General features: G+C 52.8%; 26 protein-coding genes. 11 read left to right on the top strand and 15 right to left on the bottom strand.

Features of this window, described 5'->3' with window-relative positions; all coding sequences use genetic code 11:
• Positions 1-6: 6 nt before the first annotated feature.
• From GPJ68_RS13565 to pabB, 4 genes are all read right to left on the bottom strand, one after another.
• Positions 7-1608, bottom strand: a complete 1602-nt coding sequence (locus GPJ68_RS13565) for an EAL domain-containing protein (protein WP_016153392.1) — start codon at positions 1606-1608, stop codon at positions 7-9.
• A 130-nt stretch (positions 1609-1738) separates the two neighbouring features.
• On the bottom strand, positions 1739-3103 hold the full coding sequence (gene sdaA, locus GPJ68_RS13560; protein ID WP_016153391.1) for an L-serine ammonia-lyase: 1365 nt from the start codon (positions 3101-3103) through the stop codon (positions 1739-1741).
• A 183-nt stretch (positions 3104-3286) separates the two neighbouring features.
• Positions 3287-3865: a CoA pyrophosphatase gene (locus GPJ68_RS13555; RefSeq protein ID WP_016153390.1), complete on the bottom strand. Its 579-nt coding sequence runs from the start codon at positions 3863-3865 to the stop codon at positions 3287-3289.
• Positions 3866-3868: 3 nt separating this feature from the next.
• Positions 3869-5230: an aminodeoxychorismate synthase component 1 gene (gene pabB / locus GPJ68_RS13550; RefSeq protein WP_049040521.1), complete on the bottom strand. Its 1362-nt coding sequence runs from the start codon at positions 5228-5230 to the stop codon at positions 3869-3871.
• An 83-nt stretch (positions 5231-5313) separates the two neighbouring features.
• Between pabB and GPJ68_RS13545 the strand changes: the two genes are divergently transcribed.
• Complete coding sequence (locus tag GPJ68_RS13545; protein WP_016153388.1) at positions 5314-5493, top strand: YoaH family protein; 180 nt, start codon at positions 5314-5316, stop codon at positions 5491-5493.
• A gap of 6 nt (positions 5494-5499) precedes the next feature.
• Here GPJ68_RS13545 and GPJ68_RS13540 read toward each other — a convergent pair whose 3' ends face one another.
• Positions 5500-5844, bottom strand: coding sequence for a RidA family protein (locus tag GPJ68_RS13540; protein ID WP_016153387.1), 345 nt, complete (start codon positions 5842-5844; stop codon positions 5500-5502).
• 141 nt (positions 5845-5985) lie between these two features.
• Between GPJ68_RS13540 and GPJ68_RS13535 the strand changes: the two genes are divergently transcribed.
• The 5 genes from GPJ68_RS13535 to rnd all read left to right on the top strand — a co-directional run bounded on the left by GPJ68_RS13535 (position 5986) and on the right by rnd (position 12419).
• On the top strand, positions 5986-7896 hold the full coding sequence (locus GPJ68_RS13535; RefSeq protein WP_047500616.1) for an ATP-dependent DNA helicase: 1911 nt from the start codon (positions 5986-5988) through the stop codon (positions 7894-7896).
• A 58-nt stretch (positions 7897-7954) separates the two neighbouring features.
• A complete protein-coding gene (tsaB, locus tag GPJ68_RS13530; protein WP_016156791.1) occupies positions 7955-8650 on the top strand; it encodes a tRNA (adenosine(37)-N6)-threonylcarbamoyltransferase complex dimerization subunit type 1 TsaB in 696 nt (231 codons plus the stop codon).
• Between the two features lie 94 nt (positions 8651-8744).
• Positions 8745-9329 (top strand): Slp family lipoprotein, encoded by a 585-nt coding sequence (locus tag GPJ68_RS13525; protein WP_049040520.1) that lies wholly within the window; start codon positions 8745-8747, stop codon positions 9327-9329.
• Positions 9330-9533: 204 nt separating this feature from the next.
• Positions 9534-11219, top strand: coding sequence for a long-chain-fatty-acid--CoA ligase FadD (gene fadD, locus GPJ68_RS13520; RefSeq protein ID WP_131346197.1), 1686 nt, complete (start codon positions 9534-9536; stop codon positions 11217-11219).
• A gap of 84 nt (positions 11220-11303) precedes the next feature.
• Positions 11304-12419 carry a ribonuclease D gene (rnd, locus tag GPJ68_RS13515; protein ID WP_016156789.1) on the top strand — a complete coding sequence of 372 codons (1116 nt, stop codon included), beginning with the start codon at positions 11304-11306 and terminating at the stop codon, positions 12417-12419.
• A 49-nt stretch (positions 12420-12468) separates the two neighbouring features.
• Here rnd and GPJ68_RS13510 read toward each other — a convergent pair whose 3' ends face one another.
• The 4 genes from GPJ68_RS13510 to GPJ68_RS13495 all read right to left on the bottom strand — a co-directional run bounded on the left by GPJ68_RS13510 (position 12469) and on the right by GPJ68_RS13495 (position 17614).
• Entirely contained in the window at positions 12469-13434 is a 966-nt protein-coding gene (locus GPJ68_RS13510) for a PDR/VanB family oxidoreductase (RefSeq protein WP_104651351.1), read from the bottom strand.
• Between the two features lie 70 nt (positions 13435-13504).
• Positions 13505-14629 carry a carnitine monooxygenase, oxygenase subunit YeaW gene (yeaW, locus tag GPJ68_RS13505; RefSeq protein ID WP_104651350.1) on the bottom strand — a complete coding sequence of 375 codons (1125 nt, stop codon included), beginning with the start codon at positions 14627-14629 and terminating at the stop codon, positions 13505-13507.
• 45 nt (positions 14630-14674) lie between these two features.
• Complete coding sequence (locus GPJ68_RS13500; RefSeq protein WP_049269112.1) at positions 14675-16276, bottom strand: BCCT family transporter; 1602 nt, start codon at positions 16274-16276, stop codon at positions 14675-14677.
• Positions 16277-16531: 255 nt separating this feature from the next.
• Positions 16532-17614 carry a tartrate dehydrogenase gene (locus tag GPJ68_RS13495; RefSeq protein ID WP_104651348.1) on the bottom strand — a complete coding sequence of 361 codons (1083 nt, stop codon included), beginning with the start codon at positions 17612-17614 and terminating at the stop codon, positions 16532-16534.
• 103 nt (positions 17615-17717) lie between these two features.
• Between GPJ68_RS13495 and GPJ68_RS13490 the strand changes: the two genes are divergently transcribed.
• Positions 17718-18635, top strand: coding sequence for a LysR family transcriptional regulator (locus GPJ68_RS13490; protein ID WP_016153377.1), 918 nt, complete (start codon positions 17718-17720; stop codon positions 18633-18635).
• 87 nt (positions 18636-18722) lie between these two features.
• Here GPJ68_RS13490 and minE read toward each other — a convergent pair whose 3' ends face one another.
• Genes minE through minC form a run of 3 tightly spaced genes read right to left on the bottom strand, consistent with a single transcriptional unit; the run spans position 18723 to position 20536 of the window.
• Positions 18723-18989 (bottom strand): cell division topological specificity factor MinE, encoded by a 267-nt coding sequence (gene minE, locus GPJ68_RS13485; protein ID WP_001185666.1) that lies wholly within the window; start codon positions 18987-18989, stop codon positions 18723-18725.
• 3 nt (positions 18990-18992) lie between these two features.
• Positions 18993-19805 (bottom strand): septum site-determining protein MinD, encoded by an 813-nt coding sequence (gene minD, locus GPJ68_RS13480; RefSeq protein ID WP_003020956.1) that lies wholly within the window; start codon positions 19803-19805, stop codon positions 18993-18995.
• A gap of 23 nt (positions 19806-19828) precedes the next feature.
• Positions 19829-20536 carry a septum site-determining protein MinC gene (gene minC / locus GPJ68_RS13475; protein ID WP_016153376.1) on the bottom strand — a complete coding sequence of 236 codons (708 nt, stop codon included), beginning with the start codon at positions 20534-20536 and terminating at the stop codon, positions 19829-19831.
• A gap of 126 nt (positions 20537-20662) precedes the next feature.
• On the opposite strand from minC, the gene GPJ68_RS13470 reads away from it, so the two are divergent.
• The 3 genes from GPJ68_RS13470 (at position 20663) to GPJ68_RS13460 (ending at position 22224) form a co-directional block, all read left to right on the top strand.
• The gene (locus GPJ68_RS13470; protein ID WP_016153375.1) at positions 20663-20956 is read left to right on the top strand and encodes a YcgL domain-containing protein; all 294 of its coding nucleotides are present in this window, start codon (positions 20663-20665) and stop codon (positions 20954-20956) included.
• A 69-nt stretch (positions 20957-21025) separates the two neighbouring features.
• Entirely contained in the window at positions 21026-21685 is a 660-nt protein-coding gene (locus GPJ68_RS13465; protein ID WP_104651347.1) for a fumarylacetoacetate hydrolase family protein, read from the top strand.
• 92 nt (positions 21686-21777) lie between these two features.
• Positions 21778-22224, top strand: a complete 447-nt coding sequence (locus GPJ68_RS13460) for a YcgN family cysteine cluster protein (protein WP_016153373.1) — start codon at positions 21778-21780, stop codon at positions 22222-22224.
• A 29-nt stretch (positions 22225-22253) separates the two neighbouring features.
• Here GPJ68_RS13460 and GPJ68_RS13455 read toward each other — a convergent pair whose 3' ends face one another.
• From GPJ68_RS13455 to nhaB, 3 genes are all read right to left on the bottom strand, one after another.
• Entirely contained in the window at positions 22254-22595 is a 342-nt protein-coding gene (locus GPJ68_RS13455) for a DUF1971 domain-containing protein (RefSeq protein WP_016153372.1), read from the bottom strand.
• A 109-nt stretch (positions 22596-22704) separates the two neighbouring features.
• A complete protein-coding gene (dsbB, locus tag GPJ68_RS13450) occupies positions 22705-23235 on the bottom strand; it encodes a disulfide bond formation protein DsbB (RefSeq protein ID WP_003844060.1) in 531 nt (176 codons plus the stop codon).
• Positions 23236-23376: 141 nt separating this feature from the next.
• Positions 23377-24921, bottom strand: coding sequence for a Na(+)/H(+) antiporter NhaB (gene nhaB, locus GPJ68_RS13445; protein WP_029139569.1), 1545 nt, complete (start codon positions 24919-24921; stop codon positions 23377-23379).
• Between the two features lie 236 nt (positions 24922-25157).
• On the opposite strand from nhaB, the gene fadR reads away from it, so the two are divergent.
• Positions 25158-25877, top strand: a complete 720-nt coding sequence (gene fadR / locus GPJ68_RS13440) for a fatty acid metabolism transcriptional regulator FadR (protein ID WP_016153370.1) — start codon at positions 25158-25160, stop codon at positions 25875-25877.
• Positions 25878-25943 lie beyond the last annotated feature (66 nt).

Raw genomic sequence — 25943 nt, 5'->3', positions numbered from 1 at the left:
GCGGGGTTAGCGAAACGGCATAACGTGCATACTGTGTCGCCCGTTATGCCGGGCGGGCGGCGGCGTGCTGCCCGCCAGCCATTTGGGAAAATCGCGCAGCGGCATCGGCTTTGCGTACAAAAAGCCTTGCAATAAATGTACGCCGTGTCGGCGTAAATGCTGTGCCTGCGCCTGTGTTTCAACGCCTTCCGCCACCAGTTCTATATTTAGTTTTTTCCCCAAAGCGATAATGATGTCTGTGACGGTTGAGTTCACGGCGTCTGTCCCGATTGCCGAGGTAAATGATTTATCAATCTTCAGCACATCCGGGCGAAGCTTTTCCAGCCATGAGAGCGAGCTGTTGCCGGTGCCGAAATCGTCAATTGCCAGCTTTACGCCAAGCCGATTTAACTCGCGTACGACCCGATAATCCACATCCAGTAACGCATCGCGCTCGGTGAGTTCGATAACCAACTGCTGAATAGGGTGCTGGCTGAACCAGTACTGGTTGAGATCTTTTAGCAGCGTACCGTTACGAAAATGGCTGGCGGCAACATTAATCCCAATATGAAACTGGCTGCTCATCGGGAATACGTGCCGTTGCTGAATGGTTTCTGCGATGACATGACGGGTAAGCGGCACAATCAGGTTGTGCTCCTCTGCGATGGGAATAAACACTTCGGGAGAGATCCAACCCTGGCGCGGGTTATTCCAGCGTAAAAGGATTTCCACTCCCATACATTGCTGGGTTTGCGCATTAAGTAGCGGCTGGCAAAACAGCTCGAATTCCCGTGCAGCAAGGGCCAGATTTATCTCCCAGGAGAAGCTCATTCTGCTGGCGGTCGCCAGCCATGCCAGGTAGCCCACTAAAAAACTAAGGATCACCGCCAGCGGCAGTTGTGTTGGCAAATGTTTTATAGCCAGTTCGCTGGCACCCGGACCGGTGACGCTGATAGTAAAGGGGAAATGTTGCGATGAGAGCTGGTAGCGTTTTTCATTATTCAGTTCAGGTAGCGTATCGACAACACCCTGTCCATATAGCAAATGGCGATTACCGACGGTTAAGCTGGCATGGGTAATTTGCGGTGGCTGGGGTTCAAGCAACATGGACGATAATAAATCAATATTCACGATTTCCAGCACGCCATCTGAGCCATCGGCAGATGCTGGATACCATTGCGTCAGAATCGGACTGCCCTTAATCAACGAATGGTCGGTAGACAGCAGCAATTGCGGCTCCCGACTGGGTAATTCAGGCTCCAGTTGGCGAATAGGCACATTGCGATAGCCAAAAATGCTGGAACAATAAAGGATCCCGCTCTGAATCAGGCTGATAGAACGTACCGTTTGCAGTCTGGCTGCATGCTTACTCAGAGGTAAACGCGCGACTGAGCAGGGAAGCCCAATCAGCGGTAGCAGTACATCGCGTCCGGTCTGTAGGGGCAAAAGCACGTCATCCAACTCTTCAACGGCGTGGTTGGCAAAGGTAACGGTATTGCGATGATTTAAATTACGCTCCGAAATAAATCGGACAGTTAATGTGAGAATGAGCGTCAGTAGTGCACATAATGTGCAGACGATTAAGCGATTCCGGCGATAGTTCTTGATGATCCTTTGCGCTGTTTGCATGCGGGCCGCCCGATAAGCCGTTGGTCACAGTAGCCAACAGCAACAGAGCAAGTGTAGTGGGGAAAATTACGCCAGACGAGGGAGAGGGGGCAAATTCGCCCATCCGTCGCAGATGGGCGAAAAATAAGTATTAGTCACATTGAACTTTGATTGCCAGGCCACCGCGTGACGTTTCACGGTATTTGGCATTCATGTCTTTACCTGTTTCGTACATGGTCTCAATGACTTTATCCAGCGAGACGCGCGGTGCGCTGGTACGGCGCATTGCCATACGCGCAGCGTTGATCGCCTTCACTGACGCAATGGCATTACGTTCGATGCACGGAACCTGTACCTGTCCCGCCACCGGATCGCAGGTTAAGCCGAGGTTATGTTCCATGCCGATTTCAGCAGCAACACACACCTGCTCAGGGCTTGCGCCTAACAGTTCAGCCAGACCCGCGGCAGCCATGGAACAGGCTACGCCCACTTCACCCTGACAACCCACTTCTGCACCAGAGATAGACGCGTTCATTTTATACAACGCGCCAATCGCGCCGGCCGCCAGGAAATAACGGGTATAGATATCCGGGCTGACGGACTCGATGAAATGATCGTAATAGGCCAGTACCGCAGGCACGATACCGCAAGCACCGTTGGTTGGCGCAGTAACTACGCGACCACCCGCGGCGTTTTCTTCGTTAACGGCTAGCGCGAACATGTTCACCCAGTCGATCACGTTCATCGGATCGTTGGACAGCTTGTCGCTGGAAACCAGCATACGACGCAGGGCTGAAGCACGACGAGGAACGCGCAGCGGACCCGGCAGCACGCCTTCGGTGTTCATACCACGATCGATACAAGCCTGCATGGTTTGCCAGACGTTACCAAAGTACTCTTCAATCTCTTTTTTACTGTGCAGAGCAAGTTCGTTCTGCATCGCCATGCCAGAGAGAGACAGGCCGGTGCTGTTGCAGTATTCCAGCATTTCGGTGGCAGATTTGAACGGATAAGGCACACTGACCTCGCCCGCGGCATCCTGACCAAAATGTTCTTCATCAACGATGAATCCACCGCCGATAGAGTAGTAGGTTTTGCTGTAAATGACGGTTTCGCCACTGTACGCGTGGATCTGCATTCCGTTTTCATGCAGCGGCAGGTTGCCGTTGTGAAAACGCATTCCGTCATTCTGCGGGAAATCCACTTCGTGCTGACCCTGCGCAAGCAGCAGGCGTCCACGCGTTTCTACGTCGCGGATAAATCCGGGGATGCTGTCAATATCTACGGTAGCAGGCTCATTGCCCGCCAGACCCATAATAATGGCGATATCGGTATGGTGACCTTTACCCGTGAGCGACAGTGAACCATACACGTCGACGGCGACACGAGTAACGCTGTCCAGTAATCCTTTTTCGACCAGGTCATCGACGAACTGTTTACCCGCCTTCATAGGCCCTACGGTATGGGAAGATGAGGGACCAATCCCCACCTTAAACATGTCGAATAGACTAATCACGATAATACTCCTACAGGGCGACTGGGGTTTCCAGTAACGATGTTATAACTGCGCATAGTGTAAGAGGGAACGCGGCGATCGGCTTAACTATTCACATGAATTAAACTAATAGATAACCGCGGTTTTACTAATGTTGTGACCTGAGTTTCAAGTTGTCTATGGTGTGCGTAAAGATAAGTATAGTCAGGGCTTGACGCCAATTTGCAGCGCCAGCTCACGAATTATTCCGGCGGTCATTCCCCAGACGAAATATTGCTCATACCAGGAAAGCCATACACGATGTGAATCGCCGCGACGGTAGATATCCAGCGGATGATAACGACCTAAATGCAGGGCTTGTGCCAGCGGCATTTCGAACACGGCGGAAACTTCATCAACACTTGCGCGATATGGCAAATTTGGCGGGATAATGCCTACCACCGGCGTGACCTGGAAACCGGTCACGCTGTCGACCGGCGGCAGAACGCCAATCACCTCCACGCAGGATGGTGGGATCGCCACTTCTTCCTGCGCTTCGCGAAGGGCGGCGGCAATTAACGAGGCATCGCTGCTATCCACCGCGCCGCCGGGAAAGGCGACTTGTCCGGCGTGCTTGCGCAGATGAACGGAACGCTGAGTTAATAGTAACCCCGGCTGTGCACGACGCACGACGGGGATCAGTACGGCGGCCTGACGCTGGTTTAACGCAGTATGATTAACCTGCGGGCGCAGGAGTTGAAAGCGCGATAAAAAATCATCAAGCGTCAGGCTGCTGTATTCCACGTGTCAGTTCTCCAGTTGGTGCAAAATACGATTCACTTTATCAAACGTTTCCTGATACTCCGCATCTTCCTGGCTGTCCGCCACAATGCCACCGCCAGCGGAACAATAAATGCGTCCGTTGGTGGCTGTGAGCGTGCGAATGGTGATGCTGGTATCCATATTGCCGCAAAAGCTCAGATAGCCAATGCTACCGCACCAGGCGTTGCGTCTTTGCGGTTCCAGTTCGTCAATAATTTCCATTGCCCGCACTTTTGGCGCACCGGTAATAGAGCCGCCGGGGAAGGCGGCGCGCAGCAGGTCAGTGGCGTGCAATGATTCTGGCAGACGCGCGGTAATGGTGCTGACCAAATGATGAACGGCAGGGAACGGTTCGACAACGAACAGTTCCGGAACCTGTACCGAACCGGGTTCGGCAACGCGGCCGATATCATTACGCATTAAATCGACGATCATCAGGTTTTCCGCCTGATCCTTTGGGGAGTTCGCCAGTGATTGAGCCTGCAGACGATCGGCATCGGCATCTTCAAGTCTGGGCAGCGTGCCTTTAATCGGACGCGTCTGGATGTGCTGGTTTTCCAGCAGAATAAAACGCTCAGGTGAAAGGCTGAGAATCGCCCCCTCCTCAAGACGTATAAACGCACTGAACGGGGCGCGGTTCGCATGGTTGAGACGTACAAACGCCAACCACTCATCGCCTTGATAATGCGCCTGAAAACGCTGGGCAAGATTGACCTGATAGCAATCGCCGCTGTGCAGAAAACGCTGCACCTGACGGAACCTTTCACCATACTGCTCGCGGGTCATGTTTGACTGCCACGAGGATGTTAACGAAAACGGTTCGCGCACGGGTATCTGTTGATTTTCCAGCCAACGGCGTCGTGCCTGTACATCGGAGTGGCTAAGTAGCGACACCCTTTGCAACTGATGATCGACAATCAGCGCCCAATCGTAAATGCCAACCGCCATGTCCGGTAGCGTGATATCCTGTTCGGCTTCCGTTGGCAGAGATTCAAAACGACGGCCTAAGTCATAACCGAACAGACCCAATGCGCCTCCCTGGAAGGGAAAATCGGGATTATAATCGGGCTGAATAGTCAGCGATGTCAGCGCCGAACGTAAAACCATCATCGGATCATCAACCGTTTGCATAGTGCCGTGATGGTCATGCACAACGGTCTCTTCTGCATGTGTGACCAGCGTGGTAATGGGGTCGGCGACCAGAATATCAAAGCGATTATGCGGATGGTCGGCGTGGCCTGAATGCAAAAGCATTGCCCAGGGCTGGTGGCTTAATGTGGCAAAATAGTGCTCAGCGGCGTCCAGACGCCAGGGGAGTGTGATTACAGCGGGAGATAACGTCTTCATCAGTCCTGACTCGTTGCTACTTCACTGGCTATGTGCCGGGTAGCATGAAATAATTAGCGCTAATAATTTAGCAGGAGTTCACCATGATTGCAGGTTTACCTTCACTCACGCACGATCAGCAGCAACAGGCGGTTGAACGCATTCATGAACTGATATCCCAGGGGATGAGCAGTGGCGAGGCGATTACGAAAGTGGCTGCTGAATTACGCGCCAGCCATACCGGCGAGCGGATCGTGGCGCGTTTTGAAGATGAAGACGAATAACGCCGCTTATACCGCAGCGATAATCTTAATTTCAACTTTGTATTTCGGGTTCATTAACCCGGCCTGAACGGTACAACGTACCGGCGCGTGACCAGCAACAACCCATGCGTCCCAGGCTTTGTTCATGGCGGCAAAATCATTTTTGTCCGCCAGGAACAGGGTGGCATCAAGAATACGTGACTTGCTGCTGCCCTGTTTTTCCAGCACCGCATCAATTTGCGCCAGCGTATTTGCCGTTTGCTCAAAGGCGTCGGCATCCAGATTTTCCGGTACGCCGGTGTAATACAACGTGTTGTTGTGGATAACCACGTCGGACCAACGCGCTTCGGCATCAATGCGCACAATCGTCATAAATCATTCCTCATTTACGTTTTTTCATAATGGCTTCGGGTTGCGCCAAGACTGCCATAATGTTGTGTCCACGTCACCTCTTCAACTGGCGAAAGAGCCGCTGGCCTGACATAATCCCTGTTCAAATGAACAGGGGGCAGTGTGACGGACGATTTTGCAGCAGACGGTCAGTTGGCTAAAGCGATACCCGGTTTTAAACCGCGTGAACCACAGCGGCAGATGGCCTTCGCCGTCAGTCATGCTATCGAAAAATCACAGCCGCTTGTTGTCGAAGCCGGAACAGGAACGGGTAAAACCTACGCTTATCTTGCCCCCGCGCTGCGTGCCGGAAAGAAAGTGATCGTCTCCACGGGCTCGAAGGCGTTGCAGGATCAGCTATACAGCCGCGATTTACCCACAGTAGCGAAGGCTCTGGAATTCACGGGTAAACTGGCGCTGCTGAAAGGGCGTTCAAACTATCTGTGTCTTGAGCGTCTCGAACAACAGGCGCTGGCGGGCGGTGACCTGCCGGTACAAACTTTAAGTGACGTCATTCTGCTACGCTCCTGGTCAAATCAAACCCTTGATGGTGACATCAGCACCTGCGTCAGCGTGGCGGAAGACTCTCAGGCCTGGCCGCTGGTGACGAGCACAAATGATAATTGCCTTGGGAGCGACTGCCCGCTGTACAAAGAGTGCTTTGTCGTGAAAGCGCGCAAGAAGGCGATGGATGCGGATGTCGTCGTGGTAAACCACCATCTGTTTCTCGCTGATATGGTGGTGAAAGAGAGTGGGTTTGGCGAGCTGATCCCGGAAGCTGAAGTGATGATCTTCGATGAAGCGCATCAGTTACCGGATATCGCCAGCCAGTATTTTGGTCAATCGCTCTCCAGTCGCCAACTGCTGGATCTGGCGAAAGACATCACCATTGCCTATCGCACCGAGCTGAAAGACACTCAGCAGCTTCAAAAATGCGCCGACCGGCTGGCGCAAAGCGCGCAGGACTTCCGCCTGCAACTGGGCGAGCCGGGCTATCGAGGAAACTTGCGGGAACTGCTGGCCGACCCGCGCGTGCAGCGCGCGTTTTTGTTGCTCGATGACACGCTGGAGCTGTGTTACGACGTGGCGAAACTGTCTCTCGGACGTTCCGCCTTGCTGGATGCCGCGTTTGAACGTGCCACGCTTTACCGTACTCGTCTGAAGCGCCTGAAAGAGATCAACCAGCCAGGTTTCAGCTACTGGTATGAATGCACCTCGCGCCATTTCACCCTTGCGCTGACGCCGCTCACGGTGGCGGATAAATTCAAAGAAGTGATGGACCAGAAGCCGGGCTGCTGGATTTTTACCTCCGCGACGCTGTCGGTAAACGATGATCTTCATCATTTCACCGCGCGGCTGGGTATTGAAGATGCCGAGTCGATGCTGCTGCCAAGTCCATTTGATTACACCCGCCAGGCGCTGCTGTGCGTGCCGCGTAATCTCCCGCAAACCAACCAACCGGGAGCGGCGCGTCAGCTGGCATCCATGCTGCGTCCTATTATCGAAGCGAACAACGGACGCTGTTTTATGCTGTGTACCTCGCACGCGATGATGCGCGATCTGGCTGAACAATTCCGCGCCACCATGACCCTTCCCGTGCTGCTGCAGGGCGAAACCAGTAAAGGGCAACTGTTACAGCAGTTTGTCAGCGCAGGTAATGCGTTACTGGTTGCCACCAGCAGCTTCTGGGAAGGGGTGGACGTGCGTGGCGATACGTTGTCGCTGGTGATTATTGATAAACTGCCGTTCACCTCGCCGGACGATCCGCTGTTAAAAGCGAGGATGGAGGACTGCCGTTTGCGCGGCGGCGATCCGTTTGAAGACGTTCAGTTGCCGGATGCGGTAATCACTCTGAAACAGGGCGTGGGGCGTCTGATTCGTGACGCCGACGACCGCGGGGTGCTGGTGATTTGCGACAACCGTTTGGTGATGCGACCTTACGGTGCCACTTTCCTGGCGAGTCTTCCGCCTGCACCGCGGACGCGTGATATTGCTCGCGCTGTTCGTTTTCTTGCCATACCAACGACTGAGTAATTTGTTACGGAGTGTGGTAAGATGCGCGCCAAATTTATTGACCTGATCACAAACACCCATGCGAATTCTGGCTATCGATACCGCCACAGAGGCGTGCTCTGTTGCCCTGTGGAATGACGGTACTACCAAGGCTCATTTCGAGCTTTGCCCACGAGAACACACCCAACGAATTTTACCAATGGTCGAGGAAATCCTGGCCGCTGGCGGTCTCACGTTAACCGATATCGACGCTCTGGCGTTTGGTCGCGGTCCTGGCAGTTTCACCGGTGTACGTATTGGGATTGGCATTGCTCAGGGGCTGGCGTTAGGCGCGAATTTACCGATGATCGGCGTTTCCACCCTGGCAACAATGGCGCAGGGAGCCTGGCGTAAGTCGGGCGCGACCCGCGTACTGGCCGCGATCGACGCGCGAATGGGCGAAGTCTATTGGGCCGAATACCTGCGTGATGAGCACGGCAACTGGCACGGTGAAGAAACCGAAGCGGTGCTAACCCCCGAGCAGGTGCATGCGCGTTTACTGCAACTGTCTGGCGAGTGGGTAACGGTCGGAACGGGCTGGCCTGCCTGGCCTGAGCTCGGTAAAGACAGCGGTCTGACGCTGAGCGATGGCGACGTTTTGCTTCCGGCGGCTGAAGATATGCTGCCTGTTGCCACGCAAATGCTGGCTGCCGGTAAGACCGTGGCGGTTGAACATGCGGAACCGGTTTATTTACGTAACACCGTGGCATGGAAGAAACTTCCCGGTAAAGAATGAATCTTAGTAGTACATCCCCGGTTAATTCGCACAGCCGTCAGTGCGCAGCATGGTGAATTGGTCGGGGCAGAAGCTAAGAAAAGGGAGTCGCAATATGGCGGTGCAAAAGCAGTTATTGAAAGGTGTGTTGGCGGGCGCATTCGCGTTAATGCTTAGCGGTTGTGTCACCATCCCGGACGCGATTAAAGGTTCGAGCCCTACGCCGCAGCAGGATCTGGTGCGGGTGATGAATGCGCCGCAGCTGTATGTCGGACAGGAAGCGCGTTTCGGCGGTAAAGTGGTGGATATTCAGAACCAGCAGGGGAAATCCCGTCTGGAAATTGCCACTGTTCCTCTTGATAGCGGGGCGCGACCGGTGCTGGGCGAAGCCTCCCGCGGGCGAATTTATGCTGATGTAAATGGTTTCCTCGACCCGGTGGACTTCCGCGGTCAACTGGTTACCGTCGTCGGTCCGATTAGCGCTACTGTGGATGGAAAAATCGGTAATACGCCGTATAAATTCATGCTGATGCAGGTAACTGGCTATAAACGCTGGCATATTACTCAGCAAATTGTTATGCCGCCGCAGCCGATCGACCCCTGGTTCTACGGTGCGCGTGGCTGGCCTTACGGTGGCTACGGCGGATGGGGATGGTACAATCCCGGCCCGGCACAGGTTCAGACCATAGTAACTGAGTAACTCTTTGTTTTATGAGTAAAAGAAACAGCGGCTCGTCCGCTGTTTCTGCATTAACGTGGATATAAGAAAAATAAATAGTGACGTGCTTCGCAACCTTGTCGTTGTGTAATAAACAAACTGGTACGCTGAGTTAATATTATGTTAACAGTTTGTTTATTGCCTGGGGTTGTGATGACGACGAATACGCATTTTAGAGGTGATGTATTGAAAAAGGTTTGGCTTAACCGTTATCCCGCTGGTGTTCCTGCGGAGATCAATCCTGACCGTTATCAATCCCTGGTGGAACTCTTTGAACACTCAGTAAGACGGTATGCCGATCAGCCCGCGTTTGTAAACATGGGGGAGGTGATGACCTTCCGCAAGCTTGAAGAGCGTAGCCGGGCATTTGCGGCCTATTTGCAACAGGGACTCGGGCTGAAGAAGGGCGATCGCGTCGCGCTGATGATGCCTAACCTGCTGCAATATCCGGTCGCACTGTTTGGGATTTTACGTGCCGGCATGATCGTCGTGAACGTGAACCCGCTGTACACGCCTCGCGAGCTGGAACATCAGCTCAACGACAGCGGCGCGTCGGCGATTGTCATCGTGTCTAACTTTGCCCACACGCTGGAAAAAGTCGTCGACAAAACGTCGGTGCAACACGTGATCCTGACGCGTATGGGGGATCAGCTGTCGACCGCCAAAGGGACGTTGGTTAACTTTGTCGTCAAGTATATCAAGCGTCTGGTGCCGAAATATCACCTGCCGGATGCCATCTCATTTCGTAGTGCGCTGCAAAACGGTTATCGCATGCAGTATGTGAAACCCGAAGTGGTGTCGGAAGATCTGGCGTTCCTGCAATATACCGGGGGGACTACCGGTGTGGCGAAGGGCGCGATGCTTACGCACCGTAACATGCTGGCTAACCTTGAGCAGGTTAACGCCACTTATGGCCCGTTGCTGCATCCGGGTAAAGAACTGGTGGTGACGGCCCTACCGCTGTATCACATTTTTGCGCTGACGATGAACTGCCTGCTGTTTATTGAGCTGGGCGGTCAAAACCTGCTGATTACCAACCCGCGTGATATTCCGGGACTGGTAAAAGAGCTGGCGAAGTATCCGTTCACCGCCATGACCGGTGTCAATACGCTGTTTAACGCGCTGCTGAATAACAAAGAGTTCCAACAACTGGACTTCTCGTCACTGCACCTTTCGGCAGGTGGCGGGATGCCGGTTCAACAGGCGGTAGCTGAACGTTGGGTGAAGCTGACGGGTCAGTATCTGCTGGAAGGCTATGGCCTGACGGAGTGTGCCCCTCTGGTGAGCGTCAATCCTCATGATATCGACTACCACAGCGGCAGTATCGGGTTACCGGTTCCTTCCACCGAGGTCAAACTGGTGGATGACGACGATAACGAAGTGCCGCCGGGAGAACCGGGCGAACTGTGCGTGAAAGGTCCGCAAGTGATGCTGGGCTACTGGCAGCGACCAGACGCCACCGACGAAATCGTCAAAGACGGCTGGCTGCACACCGGCGATATTGCGGTGATGGATAATGAAGGCTTCCTGCGTATTGTCGATCGTAAGAAAGATATGATCCTTGTGTCCGGCTTTAACGTCTATCCAAACGAAATTGAAGACGTGGTTATGCAACATCCTGGCGTACAGGAAGTGGCTGCGGTCGGCGTTCCGTCGGGCAGCAGCGGTGAAGCGGTGAAGATTTTCGTGGTGAAGAAAGATGCCTCGTTAACTGATGAGGCGCTTATCACTTTCTGCCGTCGTCACCTGACGGGCTATAAAGTACCGAAGCTGGTGGAGTTTCGCGACGAGTTGCCGAAATCTAACGTCGGTAAAATTTTGCGACGAGAATTACGTGACGAAGCGCGCGCCAAAGTGGACAATAAAGGCTGAGCGTTAAGTCAGCCAGTAGAAAACGCCGGGTAATCCGGCGTTTTTTTTGGCGCAAACCTAAGAGAGCACGATTTGAATTATCAAATGATCACCACGGACGACGCGTTAGCCACGCTGTGCGAAGCCGTCCGTGAATTTCCGGCGATAGCCCTGGATACCGAATTTGTTCGCACACGTACCTATTATCCGCAGTTGGGGCTGATCCAGCTGTTTGATGGCAAACACGTTGCTCTGATTGATCCACTAGGGATCACCGACTGGTCGCCCCTGCGCGATATTCTGCGTGATACCGCCATCACCAAATTCCTGCATGCGGGAAGTGAAGACCTGGAAGTGTTTCTCAACGCTTTTGGCGAACTTCCGCAGCCGTTAATTGACACACAAATCCTGGCCGCGTTTTGCGGTCGTCCGCTGTCGTGGGGCTTCGCCTCGATGGTGGAAGAGTTTACGGGGGTGGCGCTCGACAAAAGTGAATCGCGTACCGACTGGCTGGCCAGACCGCTGACCGAGCGTCAGTGCGAATACGCGGCGGCTGACGTCTGGTATCTGTTACCGATCACCACAAAACTGATGGCTGAAACCGAAGCCAGCGGCTGGCTGCCAGCCGCGCTGGACGAATGCCGCTTAATGCAGCAGCGTCGCCAGGAGATTCTGGCGCCAGAAGACGCCTGGCGTGACATCACCAACGCATGGCAACTGCGCACCCGTCAGCTAGCCTGCCTGCAACTGCTTGCTGACTGGCGACTGCGTAAAGCACGCGAGCGCGATCTGGCGGTAAACTTCGTGGTGCGTGAAGAGCACCTGTGGGCGGTGGCGCGTTATATGCCGGGCAGTCTGGGTGAACTGGATAGCCTGGGTCTTTCCGGGAGCGAAATTCGTTTCCACGGTAAAACGCTGATCGCCCTGGTGGAAAAGGCCCAGGCTTTACCGGAAGAGTCGCTACCGCAGCCGCTGCTGAATTTGATGGATATGCCAGGGTATCGCAAGGCGTTCAAAGCCATCAAAGCGCTGGTTGCCGAGGTGAGTGCGGAACATAATCTCAGCGTCGAACTTCTTGCTTCGCGTCGCCAGATCAACCAGTTGCTCAACTGGCACTGGAAATTAAAGCCGCAGCAATCCCTGCCTGAGCTGGTTTCCGGCTGGCGTGGCGAATTGATGTCCGATCGCCTCAACGCGCTGCTGCAGGAATACCCGCAGTAAGTCACCAGGCTCGCCGGGTCGCGCGTTTGCTGACCCGGCCTGCGCAACGCTACAGATCGAGCACCAGGCGCTTACCTTTGGCGCGTGAGCAGCAGATGAGCATGCTTTGCTGGCTGGCTTTTTCGTCGTCGCTGAAATACTGATCGCGGTGATCCGCTTCCCCTTCGAGAATCGTCGTTTCGCAGGTGCCGCAAACACCTTCCCGGCACAGGCACTCAACCCGGGCGGCTTTGTTATTTTCGATAACCTGCAAAATGGTCATCTCTTCCGGGACCACAAACTCGCGCCCGGAACGCGCCAGCACCAGGGTGAAGGCATCGCCGCTTTTCTCTTCCACGGCAAATTGTTCGAAATGTAGCGTATTGCTGTCCAGCCCAAGGCGGGAAGCCGCTTCTCTGACAGCATCGTTGAGCACCGCAGGGCCACAGGTGTAGATATGCGTGCCGGGTTCAACATCTGCCAGCAGACGGGCTAAATCGAGGCGGGTGCCTGCGTTCGACAGGTGCAGATGAATGCGATCGGCGCTGGGGTGTTGCATGAGTTCGTCATGAAACGCGCAGGTCTCCTGGCTGGGAGAGCAATAGTGCAGTTGCCATTGTGTCTGAGATTGTTCCAGCTCCGGGAGTTGCGATAAAAACGGTGTGATGCCAATACCTCCGGCAATCAACAGATGTTTTTGTGCCTGAGGGGCGAGGGCGAAGAGATTATTTGGTGTGGAGATCGTGAGCGTGTCGCCGGGCTTCACGTTTTGATGCAGGTATCGTGAGCCGCCTTTGGACGCTTCCTCCAGGCGTACGGCGATTTTATAGGCGCGCGTATCGCGTGGTGAACTCATCAGCGAGTACGCATTGCTGTACAGGTTCTCGCCATCGCGCATCTGTACGATAATATGGCTGCCACCCTGAAACGCAGGCAACGGCTGGCCTGAGGTCGCCGTTAAGGTGAAGCATTTTACCTGCGCGGTAATCGTCTCAATCCGGCTGACCCGGACTTCTTGCATTTGATAATCAGACATTGCGGCCTCCCTAAAAAATCTGTCCGACGCGGCTCAGCGACGCGCCGGAACCTGTCGTAACAGCCCCGGGTTATTCCTGAAAAACCTGGGCGACCAGATTATGGAAATGGGCAATGCCATGCTCGGAGATGCCGCTGCCGCTGGTGTCCGCCATAATGCGTCCCTGGCCGCGATACCCGCGCGATTTCAGCCCTTTTTGTACGCTTTCAACCAGACGTAAATCTTCAGGACGAAAGACGTTGCGATACCATTCGATCAGTTGTTTCTGCTCTTCGGTCAGCTCTTCGTTGGTGAAGTAGATGTCATAGTTTTGCAGCGTGGTTTCCGCATCTACCGGGAATTCGTAGATAACGGTCATCATGCCTTTGATTGGCGTCACGTTGAGCATGGTACACGGCCACAGCCAGAAACCGTGGAAAGCGGCATCAACCCCTTCTTCGAACTTAAATGACTGCTCTGAAGGTTTGGCGAAACCGTATTGCAGCGTCCAGTTGCCGTGCATGGTGTGCCAGTAACGGTCAACCTGGACCGAGTCGGAAAAACCTGGATGGGCCGGACCGCAGTGGTAGCACTCCAGATAGTTATCGACAATATTCTTCCAGTTGGCTGGGGTACGAGTCGTAAAGCGCGCAGCAAGTTTCAGGTCATGCACGTCTGGGCAGGCTTCGATAACTTTGTCCGCAAGACCAGGGAGTTGTTCTTCCACGCTGCCCGCGTTCGGATCCATGTTTATAAACACGAATCCGGCATATTCTTCCAGACGTACCGGTGTAAGGTGCGCTTTTTCGCTGTCGAAGTTGGCGACGTTTTCGCAGTTACGCGCATGCGCCAGATTGCCGTCAAGTTTGAACGCCCATGCGTGGTAAGGGCAGGTAATCACATTTTTCGCTTTCCCCTCACCGCTCAACAACTGATGACCGCGATGCGGGCAGACGTTGTAGAAGGCCCGCAGCACGTTATCGCGCCCACGTACCAGCACGATATTCTCGCCAATCACTTCTCGGGTAACATAATCATTGGGTTTCGCCAGTTCGCTACTGTGGGCGACGCAAATCCAGCTTTTAGCGAACACCTTCTCTTGTTCGTGTTCGAAAGCCTGATGGTCGGTATAAAACCGGGCCGGGATAGTCCAGGCATCCTGCGGGTTGGCACAGAAATTTTGCGGCAGAATAAAATCAGGGCTCAGATTGCTCATTGGAATACCTTTAATTTGTGAGTAAGAGGATTTTTGTACTGGCGCTTAATTGTCGCCTTTGAGTAGTGTCCCGGCCGGTGGCGCGACCGGGACGTCAACTGGCGCTTCGGGAAGATGACCTTCAATTTGATGCGCAGGAACGTGGGCATAGTCCTGCCGTACCCAGCGCAGAAAACCGCCAACCTTCACCAACAGGATGGCGAGGAATGGAAGAGCGGTCAGAACCACCGTGGTCTTCATGGTTTCCAGGGACGCGCCGGTGAACAAAATCGATAATGGGATCAGGGTGATAACCACGCACCAGAACAGACGAAGACTGCGCTGCGGATCTTCCCCTTCCTGCAGGTTACGTGTGCTGGTGGCCGCCATGGTGTAGGCCACAGCATCCATGTGTGAGGCGAGGAATATAATCATGATCGCCAGATACGCCACCAGAAACAGTTTCCCGGCAGGCAACGACATCAACACTTGCTGTACGGCCGTCTCACCACCCAGCGTCGCCATAACCTGCGGTACGTCGATCACGCCGTTCACAAACTGGTGAATGGAGTAGCTTTCCATCACGCCAAAGAAGAACCAGCAACCAACAGTGCTACCGAGGATTAATGCCCAGATAACCTCTTTGATTTTGCGACCACGGGATACGCGAGTGACAAACATTGCCACGCCCGGCGTGTAGGAGATCCACCACAGCCAGTAGAACACCGTCCAGTTACGGGTGAACTCACCGTTGCCAAGCGGGTCGGTGAAGAGGCTCATTTGCAAAAAATTTTGTGTCGTCAGGCCGATGGCGTTGATGATGTTGTTGGTGATGAACTCGGTCGGGCCGACGATCAGCACCAGCAGCGGCAGTAAAAACGCCCCCCAGCCGACCATTTTGCTCAGACGTTGCAAACCGTTATTGATGCCAATCCAGGAGCTCAGGCAGAAAATGCCGCCAGAGAACAGGATCACAAACGCCTGCACCGTGAAGTTATCCGGTAACCCCGTCAGGGCAGACAAACCGCGGGTAAAGGTGGCGGCGGTGACGACCAGAGAGATAGTTAACGCGCCAACTGTCGCGATCAGGAACATCAGGTCAACCAGGCGACCCCAGACACCCTGCGGATGCACGCCGGTAATGGCGGCGATAATCCCGGACAGGCTCAGTCCTTTGTTTTTACGCACATGGAAGTGGTAGGCCATGGTTAATGAGGCCAACGTGTAGGTCGCCCATGCGCTGATCCCCCAATGGAAAAAGGAGTAAGGCAGGCTGTATTCCAGCGCTTTTTGCGAGTGCGGCGCGATATTCAGACCCGGGGTCTGGTAATAATAGGCCCACTCAGCAACGCCCCAGTAGAGCGTGGAGGAGCCTAATCCGGCGCATATAAACATAAAAAGCCAGGAGAGCGTGCTGTATTCCGCTTTACCTTCTCCCAGACGGATGTTGCCGTATTTGCTGGTAGCCAGCCAGACGACCAGACCCATAGCCATCAGAACGAGGATCTGCACGGCGGAACCCAGCATCCGGGTAACGCCGTTAAAAAGGGTATTTGCGACTTGTGCAGACTGCTGAGGGAAGAGACTAAGTGTGGCGGCGATGAAAAGAATAGCCACCAGGCTGATGGCTATCAGCGGCATGTCTTTTTTCTTGACGTTGCTCAACATGGGATCTCCTGGGCACAGTTGCCCGCGTATGGCATTAGCCTGTCGTTGTTATCATGCTGTAGGGGTAGAATGAGTTACTTTGTATTTAACAATTTTATTATTTGTTCTTTACATGAATTAAACAATTGCCCGATGCGTGAAGCAATAAAACACGGAACGGAAATAATAAAAGGTGAATTAGCGCAGGTTATTGGCTCCACAAAACGCATAAAAAAGCCGCGTCAGTGACGCGGCTTATATTTCGTGGTTTGACCTCTAACGTAGTGCCTGACAGATGGCTTCTCCCACCTGTTGCGTGGTGGCGCTGCCTTTCATATCCGGCGTTTTCGGGCCACTGGCAATAACGTGCTCAATTGCCGCCAGAATACCGTCGTGGGCAGCCTTATAGTTGGCATCACCGTTGCCAAGGAAGTCCAGCATCATGGCGCCAGCCCAGATAGTGGCAATCGGGTTGGCGATGTTTTTTCCGTAAATATCGGGGGCCGAACCATGTACTGGCTCGAACAGGGACGGGAAGGTGCGTTCCGGGTTTAAGTTGGCAGAAGGTGCGATGCCAATCGTCCCGGTACAGGCCGGACCCAGATCGGAGAGGATGTCGCCGAACAGGTTGGAAGCAACCACAACGTCAAAGCGCTCCGGCTGCATCACAAAGCGGGCGCACAGTATATCGATATGCTGTTTATCCCAACGGATCTCAGGATAGTTAGCCGCCATTGCTTCAACACGCTCGTCCCAGTAAGGCATGCTGATGGCCAGACCATTGGATTTGGTCGCCGAGGTCAGGGTTTTGCGCGGGCGGTTTTGCGCCAGCTCGAAAGCGTAACGCAATATACGATCCACGCCGCGACGGGTGAAGACCGACTCCTGGATAACCACCTCGTGTTCCGTCCCTTCACTCACGCGTCCGCCGAGAGAAGAGTATTCTCCCTCGGTGTTCTCGCGTACGACGTAGAAATCAATGTCGCCTGGCTGCTTGCCCGCCAGTGGGCAAGGGACTCCCGGGAACAGGCGTACCGGACGCAGGTTGACGTACTGGTCGAATTCGCGGCGAAACTTAAGCAGCGAGCCCCATAAAGAGATGTGGTCCGGTACGGTGTCCGGCCAGCCAACGGCGCCAAAATAGATAGCATCAAAGGATTGCAACTGCTCATGCCAGTCATCCGGCATCATTTTACCGTGATGGGCGTAGTACTCGCAGCTCGCCCATTCCATTTGCTCAAAGCTGAGCGACAACCCCCAACACTCGGCGGCTGCCTGTAACACATGAATGCCTTCAGGCAGCACTTCTTTACCAATGCCATCTCCGGGGATAGCGGCAATACGACAGGTTTTCTTCATAGCAGCTCTCACTTGTACGCCATCAAAATTGACTTTCCCCTTATCCTATAATTGACTGATTAATAGTTAATCCCCCTAACTGGTGAAACATAAAACACAGATCATGAATAATCTGCCGCTGCTAAATGATTTACGCGTCTTTATGCTGGTTGCTCGTCGGGCAGGATTTGCCGCCGTTGCCGAGGAACTGGGTGTATCACCGGCTTTTATCAGTAAGCGAGTAGCCCTGCTGGAGCAGACACTGAACGTGGTGCTGCTGCACCGGACAACGCGGCGTGTAACCATCACGGAAGAGGGGGAGCGGATCTACGAATGGGCGCAGCGGATCCTGCAGGATGTCGATCAGATGATGGACGAGTTGTCTGATGCCAGGCAGATCCCGCAGGGGATGCTACGTATTATTAGTAGCTTTGGTTTTGGCCGTCGGGTGGTGGCTCCGGCGCTGTCTGCGCTGGCAAAAGCGTACCCGCAGTTAGAACTGAGGTTCGATGTTGAAGACCGCCTGGTGGATATGGTGAATGAGGGCGTCGATCTTGATATTCGTATCGGGGATGATATCGCGCCGAACCTGATTGCCCGCAAGCTGGCGACTAACTACCGTATTCTGTGCGCTTCGCCGGAATTTGTGGCGCAGCACGGGACGCCGAAGCAACTCAACGATCTCTCCACTTTTCCTTGTCTGGTTATCAAAGAGCGCGACCATCCGTTTGGCATCTGGCAAATGCGTAATAAAGAGGGCGCTCACTCAATTAAAGTTACGGGGCCTCTGTCGTCTAATCATGGCGAAGTGGTACATCAGTGGTGTCTTGATGGGCAGGGAATTGCCCTGCGTTCGTGGTGGGACGTTTGCGACAACATTGCCGGTGGACATCTGGTACACGTATTACCCGAGTATTATCAACCAGCAAATATATGGGCGGTTTATGTTTCTCGGCTGGCGACGTCGGCAAAAATCCGTATTACGGTTGAGTATTTGCGCCGCTATTTTGCCGAAAACTATCCAAAGTTTACTTTGGAATAAATCCGCAACAGCCTGGCAAGAAACTGAAAATAAAAAAGGCAGAATAATCTGCCTTTTTTTGCAACTATAACTCACTGAGCAAAGCCGTTATTTAGACTCTTCAGCTTCAGGTAATGTCACGTTAAGTTCGAGGATAGAAATATCGCCGTCTTTTTGTTCAAGCTGTACGGTGACCATTTCGGGATCAATTTGTACATACTTGCAGATAACCTCGAGAATATCTTTCCTCAGTTGCGGTAAATAATGTGGCTCGGCGTCACTACGACGACGTTCCGCAACAATAATCTGCAGTCGCTCTTTAGCGATGTTCGCTGTGCTCTTTTTCCGCGAGAGAAAAAAATCCAGTAATGCCATAACTTATCCTCCGAACAGGCGTTTGAGGAAACCTTTCTTCTCTTCTTCAATGAAGCGGAAAGGACGTTCTTCTCCCAACAGACGGTCTACGGTATCAGCATAGGCTTTACCGGCATCAGCATTGATGTCGAGAATAACCGGCTCACCCTGGTTAGACGCGCGCAGGACTGACTGATCTTCAGGAATCACGCCAACCAGCTTGATTCGCAGAATTTCCAGTACGTCTTCCATGCTCAGCATGTCACCTTTATTTACGCGGCCAGGGTTGTAGCGCGTCAGCAACAAATGCTCTTTAATCGGATCTTCACCGTTTTCCGCACGACGAGATTTCGACGCCAGAATACCCAGAATACGGTCAGAGTCACGTACAGAGGAGACTTCCGGGTTAGTGGTGATAATCGCTTCATCGGCAAAATACAGGGCCATCAGCGCGCCGGTTTCAATACCCGCTGGGGAGTCGCAGACGATGAAATCGAATTCCATCGTTTTCAGGTCGTCCAGAACTTTCGCGACGCCTTCACGCGTCAGCGCGTCTTTATCGCGAGTCTGTGAGGCCGGAAGAATAAAGAGATTTTCGGTACGCTTATCTTTGATTAACGCCTGATTTAACGACGCATCGCCCTGAATAACGTTGACGAAGTCGTAAACGACGCGGCGTTCACAACCCATAATCAGATCGAGGTTACGCAGGCCGATATCAAAATCAATAACGACAGTTTTCTTTCCCTTCTGGGCCAAACCTGTAGCGATGGCCGCGCTGGAGGTGGTTTTGCCAACGCCCCCTTTACCCGAAGTAACAACAATAATGCGTGCCATAGAAATTCCTTGTTAAAAAGGGATCAATTCAACGGTTGAACTGTCAAAGCGTTCTCTGCTAATTGCAGACGGGCCGCTTTGCCATAAAATTCTGCTGGGATTTTATCACTCAGCCAATAAACACCTGCGATAGACACCAGTTCTGCCGTCAGATGGGTACAAAAAATTTGCGCTTCACGATCGCCGCTTGCACCTGCCAGCGCACGGCCTCTCATCATTCCATAAACATGAATATTGCCATCAGCGATAAGCTCTGCGCCCGCACTGACGTGGCTTGTAACAATCAGATCACATTGTGGAGCATAAATGCGCTGACCGGAACGAACCGGCACATTTATTAATCGTGTTTTTGTGATGGGAGTAACGTTTTGCGGCGGAGCGACGGGAGCCGGGACCTCAACAGGCGCAGGACGAATAGCTTTTTCTTTACCTTCAGTCAGTAAAGGAAGACCCATTTCGTCGATTTCTGCCTTTAGTCTGGCGTCTTTGCATCCGCTAACGCCAATAATGCGCAATCCGGTAGACGCGACAACTTTCTGCAGCGCTGACCAGTTTACTGGGCTTTCAAGACCACTCACGTTAACCACCACGGGAGCATGTTTTAAAAAAGCCGGTGCCTGCGCGATTTTGTCTTCCAACGCCTGACGAATAACCTCGGGTTCTGCTTCATGTAAATGAACCACTGATAAGGTGAAGCTACTGCCTTTAAGCTCGATTGGCGTGTTTGACATCCTGGCCTTACTCAATTTGCTATTTATCATCCCCAGCGCGGGGTGATATTCCGAAGACTATAAGGCATGTTATAGTCAGTATTATATTGAGGCAAGCCACCATTCCGTGAATTCAGAGTAAAAGATATGTTTTGTGTGATCTACCGAAGCAGCAAACGTGACCAGACCTATTTATATGTCGAAAAAAAAGACGATTTCTCGCGCGTTCCTGAAGAACTGATGAGAGGATTTGGTCAGCCGACGCTGGCAATGATGTTACCGCTTGATGGGCGAAAAAAATTAGTTAATGCCGATCTTGAAAAAGTAAAACAGGCCCTGACCGAGCAGGGCTATTATTTACAAATACCCCCGCCGCCAGAAGATTTACTTAAACAGCATCTGGCAGCGGCAAAACAAAATACACCAGACGCTAAACGTTAAACTGCATCCGGCAGCAGCACGTTCCATCGATGCAGTACCTGAAATCTATGACTACGTTAGGGGAAAGTAATGTATCAACATCACAACTGGCATGGTGCTCTGCTGGATTATCCGGTGAGTAAGGTGGTTTGCGTAGGGAGTAACTATGCTAACCATATTAAAGAGATGGGCGGAACCACCCCGGAAGAACCGGTTCTGTTTATTAAACCGGAAACCGCGCTGTGCGATTTGCGCCAGCCGCTGGTGATCCCATCTGATATGGGGTCTGTCCACCATGAAGTTGAGCTGGCTGTGCTGATTGGCGCGACCCTGCGGCAAGCGACAGAAGATCATGTGCGCAAAGCCATTGCCGGTTATGGTGTCGCGCTGGATCTGACCCTGCGCGATATTCAGGGCAAAATGAAGAAGGCGGGGCAGCCATGGGAAAAAGCGAAGGGTTTTGATAACTCTTGCCCGCTGTCTGGATTTATTCCGGTGGCGGAATTTAATGGCGATCCGCAGGATACGATGCTTGGATTAACGGTCAACGGTGAAACTCGCCAGCACGGCTCCACGGCGGACATGATCCATCACATCGTTCCCTTGATTGCTTATATGAGCCGTTTCTTTACCCTCAAAGCGGGCGATGTGGTGCTAACGGGAACGCCAGCAGGCGTGGGACCTTTAAGCAGCAGCGACGAACTGGCCATCAGTTTTCACGGTCAAACGCTAACAACCCGCGTGCTGTAATCTCTGCTTGCCGCCTTTTCGGGCGGCAAAACTTGCATCAGCGTGCCAGACTGGTTATAAGGTGCAGCTTTATTGCAATAGCGGAAACCCTGATGAGCGACATACCTTTCTGGCAAAGTAAAACCCTTGATGAAATGACCGATGCCGAGTGGGAGTCATTATGTGACGGGTGCGGTCAATGCTGCCTGCATAAGCTGATGGATGAAGACACTGACGAAATCTACTTTACCAACGTCGCCTGTCGTCAGCTCAACATTAAAACCTGCCAGTGTCGTAATTACGAACGTCGATTCGAGTACGAGCCTGACTGCATCAAACTGACGCGTGATAATCTGCCGACTTTTGAATGGTTGCCGATGACCTGCGCCTATCGTCTGCTCGCAGAAGGAAAAGGGCTACCGGAGTGGCACCCGTTGTTGACAGGATCAAAAGCGGCGATGCACGGTGAACGTATCTCAGTTCGTCATATTGCGGTGAAAGAGTCGGAAGTGCGTGACTGGCAGGATCATATCCTGAACAAACCTTCATGGGCGGACTGAGCCGCCCATCGATTAGCAGGCGTTAAGGGTTAAGACTTTTTCGCCTGATACATCTCATCGGAGTGGTTGTCATCTTCCACCCAGAAGTTAATGTTGAATTGCGCATCGTCGCTTAATTCAACGCGATGCCAGTACTGCGGTGGGCTGGTCGCGAACTGACCGGCATTAATCACCACTTTCACTTCAGGTTCTTTTGCGTCTTCATTGGCAAAGCCATAATACGTTACCGTACCTTCCATTACGCAGAGCTGTCCAAACACGCCTGCTGCGGTGTTATGGTGAGAAAGAAGTGCTGCCGGGACGTTGTCTTTGGTAAAGAAGGGAGTAGAGCGTTTTACTTTCCAGTTTGCCGGGATGCGTAAATGGGACATCAGACATCTCCTTGGTGTGGTATCTATAAGATGCATTTAATATACATCTTATAGATGCCAGCAGGCAATGAATTTAAGGCAAAAAAACGCTCCCGAAGGAGCGTCTCTGTTAGCGACCGAAGAGGTCACGTTTTTTCGGTTTAAACGGCTGTGCTATGACTACCAACACGGCGACCACCAGGTAAGCGGCGAAGATCCCCAACAGCCACTGTGGCATTTCCAGGGTTAAAAAAGACCACTGGCGTTCAGCACAGTCACCGGATGCTAAAAACACCTGCGGCAGCCATTTGTCCAGCGGCAGCCAGCTCGGGAAGCGTGCGGCAAAATCACAGGTCATAAACGGTGATGGGTGCAACTGAATCATGGTGTGCTCATACGCTAACTGCAGCCCGCGCCAGGCACTGTAAATCCAGATAATCATCGCCACATAGCGCAGCGGCGTTTTTGGTGCGATAGCCCCCACCAGCCCCGCGCCCATCACGCCAAATAATGCGCTACGTTCGTAAATACACAACACGCAAGGTTTTAGCAGCATGACGTGCTGGAACCACAGCGCGACAAGCTCCAGCGCAAAGGCGGTTAACGCCAACAATAACCATGCACCACGACCTCGGGAGCACTGGTTTAAAAATCGCAACATAATAATTTCCCTGCAACATGCGTAGAGAGCGCAGTTTAAACCAATTCAATTTATGCGCCACTAGCAGGAATTGAAAATTTGAGTAATCGGATAATTATCATGCAAAAAGTCAAACCGGGCAGTGATTTACCCGGTAAATTGTTATGAAAGTGTAGCTAACCAACCCGCCTGGGTCATCCACTCAGTCACCGGAACAAGCGTGAACTCGACGCAAAGCAGACCAACCAGCGTCAGGACGAGAGTATAAGGCAGAGCCATCCACACCATGCGACCATAAGAGAGTCGAATCAATGGTGCCAGCGCGGAGGTCAGCAGGAACAGGAATGCCGCCTGGCCGTTTGGCGTAGCAACGGAAGGCAGGTTAGTCCCGGTATTGATCGCCACCGCTAACAGCTCAAATTGGTTAAGGCTGATGGTCCCATGTTCCAACGCGGCTTTGGCTTCGTTAATGTAAATGGTGCCGACAAACACGTTATCAGAGATAGAAGACAGCAGACCGTTAAAGAGATAGAACAGCGTCAGTTGAGCATGTTCAGAGGACTGCAAAACAAACTGAATAATCGGTGAAAAGAGCTGTTGATCGATAATAACCGCAACGATAGAGAAGAACACGGTCAGCAGGGCGGTGAAAGGCAGCGACTCGGTAAACGCTTTACCAATCGCGTGTTCGTCAGTAACGCCGGTCAACGACGTGGCCAGGATAATGACGGACAGACCGATTAATCCGACTTCCGCCAGATGCAGGGCCAGGGCAACCACCAGCCAGATACCGATAATCGCCTGAACAATCAGTTTGATTTTTTCCTGACGAGTACGCTGCTGACGGCTTTGATCGTCAAACTGTTGCAGGACATCGCGGACGGTCTCCGGCAGCGTTTCGCCATAGCCAAACCAGCGCAATTTCTCAACCAGCATGCAGGTTAACAGGCCGCAAATCAGCACCGGGACGGTGACCGGCGACATGCGCAGGAAAAAGTCACCAAAATGCCAGCCAGCCGCTTTGGCGATAATCAGGTTTTGCGGTTCGCCGACCATAGTCATTACGCCGCCTAACGCCGTACCGACACCCGCATGCATCATCAGGCTGCGCAGAAAACCACGGAACTGCTCCAGTACGACCTTATTGTGCTGATCGATATGGCTATCATCGAGCATATTGTTGTCTTCCGTGCGGGAAGAGGCGAAGCGATGGTAAATACCATAAAAACCAACTGCTACGCTGATTACCACGGCAACGACGGTCAGCGCATCCAGGAATGCAGAAAGGAAGGCGGCGGCAACGCAAAATGCCAGCGACAGCAGCATCTTGGAGCGAATCGTAAGCAGTAGGCGGGTGAAAATAAACAGCAGCAACTGCTTCATAAAGTAGATGCCAGCCACCATAAACATCAGCAGCAATAGCACCTCAAGGTTAGCGGCAACCTCTTCACGCACATGTGTGGCGCTGGTCATGCCGATGATGACCGCCTCGATGGCTAGCAGCCCGCCTGGTAGCAGCGGGTAACATTTTAACGCCATCGCCAGCGTAAAAATGAACTCGGCCACCAACAGCCAGCCCGCAATAAAGGGATTGATGAAAAATATAACCGGGTTAACGACTAAGAATACGAGTAGTGCAAGTTTGTACCAGTCAGGTGATTGACCTAAAAAATTGCGCCACATAGCGCGGCCCCATGATAGCTCCATGGTGATTTCCCTACCTTTAAAAATGAAATCATGTTTTTATGTTTGACCGCAAAGCTTAGCGGGAGGAGGGAGTACAGGCAAGCTATTCACGCGACGGACAAGGCTGGCTGTGCTTCAGCGTAATCTGGAAAATGAAGCCTTGATCCACTTTTTCTTCATTGCGTCAGCTATCAGCCATGTAGCCCGTCTGGTATGATAACTGTAACTATGTTTTGCTGTGTAATGGAATTATCACTATGGTCATTAAGGCGCAAAGCCCGGCTGGGTTCGCGGAAGAGTACATCATTGAAAGTATCTGGAATAACCGCTTCCCACCTGGCACTATTTTGCCTGCTGAACGTGAACTCTCTGAACTGATTGGAGTGACACGTACCACGTTACGCGAGGTATTACAGCGTCTGGCGCGGGACGGCTGGTTGACCATTCAACACGGCAAGCCGACGAAGGTGAATAACTTCTGGGAAACCTCCGGGCTAAATATCCTTGAAACGCTGGCGCGTCTCGATCACGAGAGCGTGCCGCAGCTTATTGATAATCTGCTGTCCGTGCGTACCAACATCTCGACGATCTTTGTTCGTACCGCGTTTCGCCAGCATCCTGATAAAGCGCAGGAGGTTCTGGCAACGGCAAATCAGGTGGCCGACCATGCTGATGCGTTCGCCGATCTGGACTATAACATTTTCCGCGGTCTGGCATTTGCCTCTGGCAATCCGATTTACGGTTTGATCCTCAATGGAATGAAGGGATTATATACCCGCATTGGCCGCCATTATTTCGCCAATCCGGAAGCCCGCGCGCTGGCGTTGAGCTTTTACCGTAAGCTGTCAGAACTTTGTGATCAGGGTGCTCATGAGCAGGTATATGAAACGGTGCGTCGCTATGGTCACGACAGCGGCGAGATTTGGCATCGTATGCAGAAAAACCTGCCGGGCGATTTAGCTATTCAGGGGCGCTAATCGCAGCTTATCCGGCCTACGAAATGCATTGTAGGCCGGATAAGACGTTTTCGCGTCGCCATCCGG

This window comes from Citrobacter sp. 172116965 (assembly GCF_013458095.1).
Classification (GTDB): Bacteria; Pseudomonadota; Gammaproteobacteria; order Enterobacterales; family Enterobacteriaceae; genus Citrobacter; species Citrobacter braakii.
This window is presented reverse-complemented; position numbering and strand designations above follow the sequence as displayed.